Below are 9,588 nucleotides of genomic sequence, written 5' to 3'. Positions count from 1 at the left end.
GGGGGGGCTCTCGTTCTGGTACTGGGTTGGGTGCTTGTTGGTCTTGTAAATGGGGGGGGGGGGGGGGCGGGGGCGTGGTTGGGGGGGTCGATCTGGACCCGCGCCGAGGGGTCCTTGTGAGCGCTACCCACCGCCGCCGCGGCCTTGTGCGCGGCGGACAGTGCCGCGCCGTCGGTGCGCGGAACGCGCACGACGGCGTGGGCGCGTTCGTCGCCGCTGTCGTCCACGAAGGGTTGGGGACCGAGAACCTCGGCTGAGCTCGGCAGGTCTGCGCGTTGGAGCAGGCCACGTACCCCGGCCCACTCCCCCGTGAGGCTGGCCAGCCGGGCCGACGGCGGAAACCTCAGTTCCGTACGTTCGTCCAGCTCGCGCTGTGCGTACCCCACCGGGTCCCACCGCACCAGGGCCTGTGCGGGCGCCACGGGGGGTTGTCCGAGGAGCATCACCTCGCCGTCGGCTCGGACGAGCGCAGCTGCGTTGAACCATCTCCGGAGCGCCTCGGCGGACGCGTCGAGGTCGTCACGGGCGGCCATCACGGCACCGTCGAGCAGGACTGCGCCGGCGTATCCCGGGTCCGCGACCGGTTCCGCACCGGGCGTGGCCACCACGAGTCGAGGTTGGGCGTCGACCCTCGCCACGACCCCGCCGTCCCTGCCCGACGACGTCACGGGGGTCCCGGGGAACGCGCGCCCCAGTTCTTCGGCCGTACGCCCAGAGCCGTACCGCACGGCCCTGACCTGCGTCCCCTCGCACTCGGTGCACCGCCAGCCGGTGGCACGCCGGCCGCACCATCGGCACCCGGGCGGTGCGTCGCCCGCCGGTAGTCCCAGCGGTCCGGCGCAGTGCCGGCAGCGCGCAGGCGTGCGGCACCGTGCGCACGCGACCACCGGCAGATACCCGGCGCGTGGCACCTGCACGAGGACCGGGCCGGTCGCCAGCGCGCGTCGGACCAACTCCCATGCCGGCCGGGGGAAACGCGCCGCGGCGGCGTCACCCTCACGTGCCAGGTCCACCTCGGAGGGCGCGATCACACGTGGAGTGCGGGCGCGCACCTGTTCGCGCGCTGCCACGACCGAGCGTGCCCAACCGTCGCCCACGAGCTGCTGCGTGGCCGGCGTGCGGGCGTAGCCTCCCAGCAGCGCTGCCGCACCCTGCAGGTCCGCCCGTGCCACGAGGGTCTCGCGCGTGTGGGGGTACGGAGCACGGGGCTCGGCGTGGAGGTCGTCCCCATCGTCCCAGCACACCACCAGGCCGAGATTCTGCACCGGCGCCAGCGCCGCAGATCTGGTCCCGACGACCACGCCCACGCGCCCCATCAGCGCGAGCAGGAATCGGCGATAGCGCGCCGACCGGCCCTGCTCGGCTGTCAGCACGACGTGTTCGACCTCCGCAGCGAGCAGCGCCCCGGCCATCAGGTCCACGTCGCGTGCGTCCGGCACCACGACCAGCGCTCCGCGCCCCGAGGCACGCACGGCGCGGATGGCGGCCGCCACGGCTGCGGGCCACGCCGGCAGCTCGTCGGCGGGAAGTGCCGACCACACGGCCCGCGGCGACTCCCCTGCTGCGAGCCGCCGCAGGAATGCAGGACCGCCCGGGTACGCGTCCCACGGTCCGCCGTGCTCGTTCTCGGAGAAGAGCCCGTCGTGGAGCTCGGTGTGTTCCTCCGGCGCACTCGCCAGGACAGCCGCCTCGGCGCTCGCGTGCCGCGGGGGGATCGCCAGCCGCAGTACGTCGGTGGTGACCCCGGCGTAGCGGGCGGCCACGGCCCGGGCCAGCGCGAGAACTTCCGGCGTCAGCACCGGAACGGTGGAGACGACCCGCCGGATCCCCGCCAGTTCGCCCTGGTGCGCGCTGGCCGAGCTCCGACCGATCACCCAGCCGTCGCGTTCCTTGCCGGCGAATCGGATCTTCACGCGGACGCCTGGACGCACCTCGGCGTCAAGCGCAGCGGTGATGCCGTAGTCGAACGGGCGGTCCAGGTGCGGGAGCGGCACCTCCACGAGCACCTGTGCCACGCCCGCCCACGGGCTGACCCGCGCAGGCTCGGACCGCGGGTCGAGAAGGCTCGGTTGCTCGGACACCAGCAACCGCGGTCAGCGCACCGCAGCCCGCAGCGCCTCCGCGCGGTCGGTGCGCTCCCACGTGAACTCGGGAAGCTCCCGCCCGAAGTGCCCGTAGTTGGAGGTGAGGGCGTAGATCGGACGCAACAGGTCCAAGGCCTCGATGATCGCGGCGGGCCGGAGATCGAACACCTCGGTGATGGCAGCCGCGATCGCCCCGTTCGGCACGGTCTCGGTCCCGAACGTCTCCACGTGCAGCGCGATCGGGTGCGCGCGCCCGATCGCGTAGCTGACCTGCACCTCGCATCGCCTCGCGAGCCCGGCCGCCACGACGTTCTTCGCCACCCACCGCATCGCGTAACTCGCCGAGCGGTCCACCTTCGAGGGGTCCTTGCCGCTGAACGCGCCACCGCCGTGCCGGGCCATGCCGCCGTAGGTGTCGACGATGATCTTGCGGCCGGTCAGTCCCGCATCGCCCATCGGTCCCCCGGTCACGAACAGACCGGTCGGGTTGAGGATGACATCGGGTGCGCTGACGTCGAGCCCCACCTCGTCCGCCGTGGCGGTCAGCACCGGGTCGATCACCTCGGCTCGGAGCGCGGGCGCGAGTGTGCGCGGCACGTCGACATCCTCGTCATGCTGGGCCGACATCACCACGGTGTGGACACCGACGGGGCGTTCGCCCTCGTAGGCGATCGTCACCTGGGTCTTGCCGTCGGGCCGCAGGTGCTCGAGGATCCCCTGCTTGCGCACGGTCGTGAGCCGCTCCGACAGCCGGTGTGCCAGCAGGATCGGCAGCGGCATCAGCTGCGGCGTCTCGTCCGTGGCGTACCCGAACATCAGGCCCTGGTCGCCAGCGCCCTGCAGGTCGTAACGGTCACGGTCCGAGGCGTCCTCGCGCGACTCGAGCGAGAAGTTGACACCAGCGGCGATGTCGCTGGACTGCTGTCCGATCGAGATCGAGACGCCGCACGAGTCGCCATCGAAACCGACCCGGGAGGACGTGTAGCCGATCCCGGTCACGACATCGCGCACGATCCGGGGGATCTCCACGTACCCATCGGTGGTGACCTCGCCCGCCACGTGCACCAGGCCCGTGGTCACCATGGTCTCGACGGCCACGCGTGCCCGCGTATCCCGCTCCAGCATGGCGTCGAGGATCGAGTCCGAGATCTGGTCGCAGATCTTGTCCGGGTGACCCTCGGTGACAGATTCCGAGGTGAAGAGGCGTGTACTCACTCGGGCAGCGTAGCCGCGCGTGCCGACATCGTCTCGGCCCCATCGACGAGAGACCGCCGGCTGAGCAGATCCGCGACAGCATCGAGGAGCCCACGCGCGACGTCGCTCTTGGTCCCCTGAGCCCGGCCCACGATCTCACCGGCCGTGTCGAGGATCACGACGGCGTTGGGCACGTCCCCGAATCCCGTTCCCTCTCCCACCTGGTTCACCGCGAGCAGGTCGGCAGCCTTGCGACGGGCCTTCGCGCGGCCGTGGTCGAGCACGGACCCTGCGTCATCGCCGGTCTCAGCCGCAAACCCCACGACCACCTGGTCCGCCCGAGCGCCGCGCGCGAGGCCGGCCAGGATGTCGGGGTTCTCGACCAGACTGATCGCGAGGCCCTCGCCGGACTTCTTCACCTTGGCCTGCGCGATCTCGGCAGGTCGGTAGTCGGCCACCGCCGCCGCCATCACGAGCACGTCGGCGCCGGCGGCCCGGTCCTGCATCGCGCGCTGGAGGTCCGCGGTGGTCTCGACCCGAACCACGTCCACGCCCCCGGGCAGCAGCGCAGCATCGACGTTCGCAGCGACCAGCGTCACCACCGCTCCGCGGCGTGCGGCGTCAGCGGCGATCGCGATCCCTTGGCGTCCGGACGACCGGTTTCCCAGGAAGCGCACCGGGTCCAGCGGCTCGCGCGTACCACCGGCGCTGACGACGACGGAGCGGCCTGCCAGGTCGCCCTCACCACCCGAGGTGGTCACGAGCGCGAGGGCAGCGTCGGCGATCGCCTCGGGCTCGGGCAGGCGCCCGGGCCCGGAGTCGGCTCCTGTGAGCCGCCCGTCGTCAGGGTCCAGCACATGGACTCCGCGTGAGCGCAGCGTCGCCACATTGGCGACCGTCGCCGCGTTCTGCCACATCTCGGTGTGCATCGCGGGTGCCATGAGCACCGGGCACGTCGCGGTGAGCAGGGTCGCGGTCAGCAGGTCGTCCGCCTGCCCGACGGCGGCCCGCGCCATCAGGTCAGCCGTCGCCGGTGCGACGATCACCAGGTCGGCGTCCCGGCCGATGCGCACATGCTCCACGCTCTCGGTGCCCTCGAAGACCGAGGTGGTCACCGGCTGCCCGGACAGTGCTTCCCAGGTGGCGGTGCCGACGAACTCCAGGGCCGCCGTCGTCGGCACGACGCGCACCTGGTGGCCCGCCTCGCGCAGGAGTCGGAGCAGCAGCGCGGCCTTGTAGGCGGCGATGCCGCCCGCGACTCCGAGGACGACGTGCACGCTCACTCCCCTGCTGGCTCGGAGGTCAGTCCTCTTCGGGCTCGACGGCGAGCAGGCCGGCGCTGATCTCGCGCATGGCGATCGACAGCGGCTTCTCCTGCGGCTCCGTCTCGACGAGGGGCCCGACGTACTCGAGCAGGCCCTCGTTGAGCTGCGCGTAGTACGAGTTGATCTGGCGCGCCCGCTTGGAGGACCAGATCACCAGGGCGTACTTGGAGTCGACCGACTCCAGCAGCTTGTCGATCGGCGGGTCGGTGATGCCCTCGGGGGCGGCGACGGTTCCGGACATGTCAACAACCTCACAGTCATGGTGGCGGCGAGCGCGGCGTGCGTTCGTGCTGCGGGCACAGCAGGCTCAGCCTCAACGGCTCCCCGCAGTCTACCCGGACTCTCCCGTGATCAGGGCGACCAGCTCGTCCGTGGCGCGCGTCACGTCGTCGTTGATGATCGTATGGTCGAACTCGGACTGTGCCGCCATCTCGATCTTGGCGGTCGCCAGGCGGCGCTCGCGCTCCTCGTCGTTCTCGGTGCCGCGCCCCACCAGGCGGCGCACCAGCTCCTCCCAGGTGGGCGGTGCGAGGAAGACGAAGCGTGCCTCCGGCATCGTCGTGCGGACCTGACGAGCACCCTGCAGGTCGATCTCCAGCAGAGCGGGCCGGCCCTGCGCCAGGCATGCCTCGACCGGACCGCGGGGGGTGCCGTAGTGATGGCGGCCGTGCACCACCGCGTGCTCGAGGAACTCTCCTCGCGCCACGAGGTCGGCAAACTCTTCGGGCGAGGAGAACAGGTAGTGGACTCCGTCCACCTCCCCCGGCCGTGGTGGCCGGGTCGTGGCGGAGACCGAGAGCCAGATCTCGGGGTACCGCGCGCGGATGTCAGCGGAGACCGTGCCCTTGCCGACCGCCGTGGGGCCGGCCAGCACCGTCAGACGTGCGGGCGCCGGCTCAGCCAAACTGCTCGACCAGCTTGGCGATCTGGTGCGGGCCGAGTCCACGGACGCGACGAGACTCGGAGATCCCGATCTCGGTCATGATCGTTTTCGCGGTGACGCGCCCCACGCCCGGGAGCGACTCCAGCAGGGCGAGCACCTTGAGCTTGCCGATCGCGTCATCGGTCTTGCCCTGCTCGATCACCTCGGAGAGCTTCCCGCCCGAGTACTTGAGGCGGTTCTTGACCTCAGCACGGACCGCGCGAGCTTCTGCCGCCTTCTCGAGCGCGGCGGCGCGCTGCTCGGGCGTGAGGTTGGGGAGGGCCACGATCTCACCTCGGGTTGGGGACGCTTGACTGGCAACCTAGCGACGCAGGGCCGGTGCGGCAACCGCTGGTCACATCTCAGCCGCGTCCGGTGGCGGCGGCAAGCTCACCCGCCAGCCGCTTGGCGGCCTCTCCTAGTGCCGTGGTGTCCGGCCCGAGCCGCAGCACGCTGCGCGACGCGCTGGCGAGCACCGCACCGACCGCAGCGCCGAACGTGCCCGGGAGATCCTCCGGGCGGCCGCCCTGCTCCCCGAGCCCTGGCGCCAGCAGCGGGCCGCGCACGGCGGCGAGGTCGGCACCCACGTCGCCAGGCGCCGACCCGATGGTGGCGCCGGTGACGAGACCGACGGTACCCAGCCGGGCGCCGCCGGCCACCTCCTCGGCGTTGTCGACGGCCGCGTGTGCGGCGATGAGAGCCGCCACGCTGGCGCCCGAGGCGACACGGGCGTGCTGCACCTGCGCCCCCTCGGGGTTGGACGTGAGCGCAAGGACGAGGACGCCGCGCCCGGTCGCGCGTGCTTCGGCGATCGCCGGCGCCAGCGATCCGTAGCCCAGGAACGGGGACAACGTGACGCAGTCGCCTGCCAGCGGGGAGTCCTTGCCGAGGAATGCATCCGCGTAGCCGTTCATCGTCGAGCCGATGTCGCCCCGCTTGGCGTCGACGATGCACAGCACACCGGCGGAGCGGCACCCGGCGATCAGCTCCTCGAGCACCGCCATGCCCGCGCTCCCCCAGCGCTCGTAGAACGCCGCCTGCGGCTTGACTGCTGCGACGTACGGGCCCACGGCCTCCAGGGTCCGCAGGGCGAACTCACGAAGTCCCGGGACGCCGTCGGGCAGTCCCCAGTCGCGAACCAGCGACGGATGCGGGTCGATGCCCACGCACAACGGCCCGCGTGCATCCATCGCATCGGCGAGGCGGGTGCCGAACGGCTCGGTCTCGCCTGTGCCTCCTGGTCGCGCACCGACGCTCGCTCCGGTCCTCGCCGCGCTCCGGTCCTCACTCGCTGGTGCACTCATGCGCCCACCTCCGCCGGCTGTGCCATCCGCGACTCTCTGGCCCGGTCGTGCTCCTGCAGCGAGATCACCTCGAACGGTCCGCGCCGGACCGCCTCGATAGCCTGCACGGCGGCACTGAGCTGCTGCATCGTGGTGACAATCGCCTTGTCGGCAGCGGTGGTCGCTGCCCGGATGTCGTAGCCGTCCGCGCGGGTGCCCTTGCTGCCCGGGGTGTTGACCACCATGTCGATCTCGCCGGTGTTGATGAGGTCGACGACGGTGGGCTCGCCGTTCGGGCCCCTGCCCTCGTAGCCCTTCCGGACCAGGTCCGCCTGGATGCCGTTGCGGCGCAGCACACTGGCAGTCCCGCCGGTGGCCACGATGCGGAACCCGAGCTCGACCAGGCGACTGGTCGGAAGGATGACCGAGCGCTTGTCGCGGTCGGCGACCGAGACGAACACCGTGCCCGAGGTGGGCAGGCCACCGAACGCAGCCGCCTGCGACTTCGCGAACGCGAGCGGGAAGTCCACGTCGTACCCCATCACCTCGCCCGTGGACCGCATCTCGGGTCCGAGCACGGTGTCGACGACCGTGCCCTCGGTCGTGCGGAACCGCTTGAACGGGAGCACGGCCTCCTTCACGGCGATCGGTGCCTCGGGATCCGACGTCGACGCGTCGTCCTCGGGCAGGTGGCCCGCGGCCCGCAGCTCGGCGATGCTCATCCCCGACATCAGCAACGCCGCGGCCTTCGCGAGCGGCACGCCCGTGGCCTTGGACACGAACGGCACGGTGCGGCTCGCGCGCGGATTGGCCTCGAGGACGTAGAGCACGTCTGAGGACAGGGCGTACTGGATGTTGATCAGCCCGCGCCCACCTACCCCGGCGGCGATCGCCTCGGTCGAGGTGCGGATCCGGGCGACCATCGCGTCCGAGAGCGTCACCGGCGGCAGCACGCACGCGGAGTCGCCGGAGTGGATCCCGGCCTCTTCGATGTGCTCCATCACTCCGCCGAGGAAGAGCTCCTCACCGTCGTAGAGCGCGTCCACGTCGATCTCGATGGCCTGGTCGAGGAACCGGTCCACCAGCACCGGGGCCGGCAGGACGGCCGGGTGCCCGGCCGTCTCGGCAGGAACGCCGGTGGCCCGGGCGATGTAGTCGACCAGCTGGGCGTCGTCGTAGACGATCTCCATTCCACGCCCGCCGAGCACATAGCTCGGGCGCACCAGCACCGGGTACCCGACCCGCTCGGCGATCTCGCGCGCCTGCGGCAGCGAGATCGCCGTGCCGAACGCCGGCGCCGGCAGCCCCGCGCCCACGAGCACCTGACCGAACAGGCCACGGTCCTCCGCCGCGTCGATGGCCTCGGGCGGGGTGCCCCAGATCGGCACGCCCGCGGCGGCGAGGCGCGCGGCCAGGGACAGCGGGGTCTGCCCGCCGAGCTGCACGATCACGCCCGCGACCGGCCCGACCTCGAGCTCGGCGCGGTACACCTCGTAGACGTCCTCGAACGTCAGCGGCTCGAAGTAGAGCCGGTCGGCGGTGTCGTAGTCGGTCGAGACCGTCTCGGGATTGCAGTTGACCATCACGGTCTCGTACTGCTCGCGCAGCGCCAGCGTGGCGTGCACGCACGAGTAGTCGAACTCGATGCCCTGGCCGATGCGGTTCGGACCCGAGCCGAGGATGAGCACGGCCTCCCGCTCGCGTGGCTGCACCTCGGTCTCGGTGTCGTAGCTCGAGTAGTGGTACGGCGTCCGAGCCTCGAACTCCGCCGCGCAGGTGTCGACCGTCTTGTAGACCGGGCGCAGCCCGTACGCGTGCCGCATCTCGAGCACGGTCTGCTCGCCCACACCGCGGATCTCGGCGACCTGGGCGTCCGAGAACCCGTGCCGCTTCGCGAGCCGCAGCGTGTCCTCTCCCAGGGTCGGTGCGGTCGCGAGCACGTCGGCGACCTCCTGCAGCAGCATCAGCTGGTCCACGAACCAGGGGTCGATCCCGGTGGCCGCCGTGATCTCCTCGAGCGAGGCGCCACCGCGGATCGCCTGCTGCAGGTCGACCATGCGGTGCTCGGTCGGCGTCCGGATCGACTCGACCAGCGCGGCGGTCGCCTCGGCGTCGGGAGCGCCGCCCCGCCAGTGGAACGAGCTGCTCGCGGTATCGATCGAGCGCTGTGCCTTCTGCAGCGCCTCGGTGAAGTTGCGGCCCATCGCCATGGCTTCGCCCACGCTCTTCATCGTCGTGGTGAGAGTGGGGTCGGCCGCGGCGAACTTCTCGAACGCGAACCTCGGGACCTTGACGACGACGTAGTCCAGCGTGGGTTCGAAGCTCGCCGGTGTCGAGCCCGTGATGTCGTTGGGGATCTCGTCGAGCGTGTAACCGATCGCGAGCCGGGCCGCGATCTTGGCGATCGGGAAACCGGTCGCCTTGGAGGCCAGCGCCGAGGACCGCGACACCCGCGGGTTCATCTCGATCACGACCACGCGGCCGGTCTCGGGGTGCACCGCGAACTGGATGTTGCAGCCGCCGGTGTCCACGCCGACCTCGCGGATCACGGCGACGCCCACGTCGCGGAGCTTCTGGTACTCACGGTCCGTCAGGGTGAGCGCGGGCGCGACCGTGATCGAGTCGCCGGTGTGCACGCCGACCGGGTCCACGTTCTCGATCGAGCAGACCACCACGACGTTGTCGGCCTTGTCGCGCATGAGCTCGAGCTCGTACTCCTTCCAGCCGAGGATCGACTCCTCCAGGAGCACCTCGGTGGTCGGCGAGTAGTGCAGCCCCTG

At 71.5% G+C, this 9,588-nt stretch carries 8 protein-coding genes; all 8 read right to left on the bottom strand.

Going from position 1 to position 9,588, the window contains the following annotated elements:
* A partial coding sequence (locus ACOJSN_RS17210) for a primosomal protein N' (protein WP_420113714.1) occupies positions 1–2,081 on the bottom strand: 2,081 nt, incomplete at its 3' end.
* A gap of 12 nt (positions 2,082–2,093) precedes the next feature.
* The gene (gene metK / locus ACOJSN_RS17205; RefSeq protein WP_420113713.1) at positions 2,094–3,299 is read right to left on the bottom strand and encodes a methionine adenosyltransferase; all 1,206 of its coding nucleotides are present in this window, start codon (positions 3,297–3,299) and stop codon (positions 2,094–2,096) included.
* On the bottom strand, positions 3,296–4,555 hold the full coding sequence (coaBC, locus tag ACOJSN_RS17200; protein WP_420113712.1) for a bifunctional phosphopantothenoylcysteine decarboxylase/phosphopantothenate--cysteine ligase CoaBC: 1,260 nt from the start codon (positions 4,553–4,555) through the stop codon (positions 3,296–3,298). Before coaBC ends, metK begins: the two co-directional genes overlap by 4 nt.
* Before the next feature lie 25 nt (positions 4,556–4,580).
* Positions 4,581–4,844: a DNA-directed RNA polymerase subunit omega gene (gene rpoZ / locus ACOJSN_RS17195; RefSeq protein WP_420113711.1), complete on the bottom strand. Its 264-nt coding sequence runs from the start codon at positions 4,842–4,844 to the stop codon at positions 4,581–4,583.
* A 90-nt stretch (positions 4,845–4,934) separates the two neighbouring features.
* On the bottom strand, positions 4,935–5,507 hold the full coding sequence (gmk, locus tag ACOJSN_RS17190) for a guanylate kinase (protein WP_420113710.1): 573 nt from the start codon (positions 5,505–5,507) through the stop codon (positions 4,935–4,937).
* Positions 5,500–5,811: an integration host factor, actinobacterial type gene (gene mihF / locus ACOJSN_RS17185; RefSeq protein WP_420113709.1), complete on the bottom strand. Its 312-nt coding sequence runs from the start codon at positions 5,809–5,811 to the stop codon at positions 5,500–5,502. Before mihF ends, gmk begins: the two co-directional genes overlap by 8 nt.
* A gap of 76 nt (positions 5,812–5,887) precedes the next feature.
* Positions 5,888–6,829: an orotidine-5'-phosphate decarboxylase gene (gene pyrF, locus ACOJSN_RS17180; RefSeq protein ID WP_420113708.1), complete on the bottom strand. Its 942-nt coding sequence runs from the start codon at positions 6,827–6,829 to the stop codon at positions 5,888–5,890.
* A partial coding sequence (gene carB / locus ACOJSN_RS17175; protein WP_420113707.1) for a carbamoyl-phosphate synthase large subunit occupies positions 6,826–9,588 on the bottom strand: 2,763 nt, incomplete at its 5' end. The genes carB and pyrF, both read right to left, overlap by 4 nt.

This window comes from Pseudactinotalea sp. (assembly GCF_048594945.1).
Taxonomy (GTDB): Bacteria; Actinomycetota; Actinomycetes; order Actinomycetales; family Beutenbergiaceae; genus Pseudactinotalea.
This window is presented reverse-complemented; position numbering and strand designations above follow the sequence as displayed.

Coding starts and splice junctions, on each gene's coding strand:
- pyrF (WP_420113708.1), bottom strand. CDS start 6,829: ATGAGTGCACCAGCGAGTGAGGACCGGAGCGCGGCGAGGACCGGAGCG.
- rpoZ (WP_420113711.1), bottom strand. CDS start 4,844: ATGTCCGGAACCGTCGCCGCCCCCGAGGGCATCACCGACCCGCCGATC.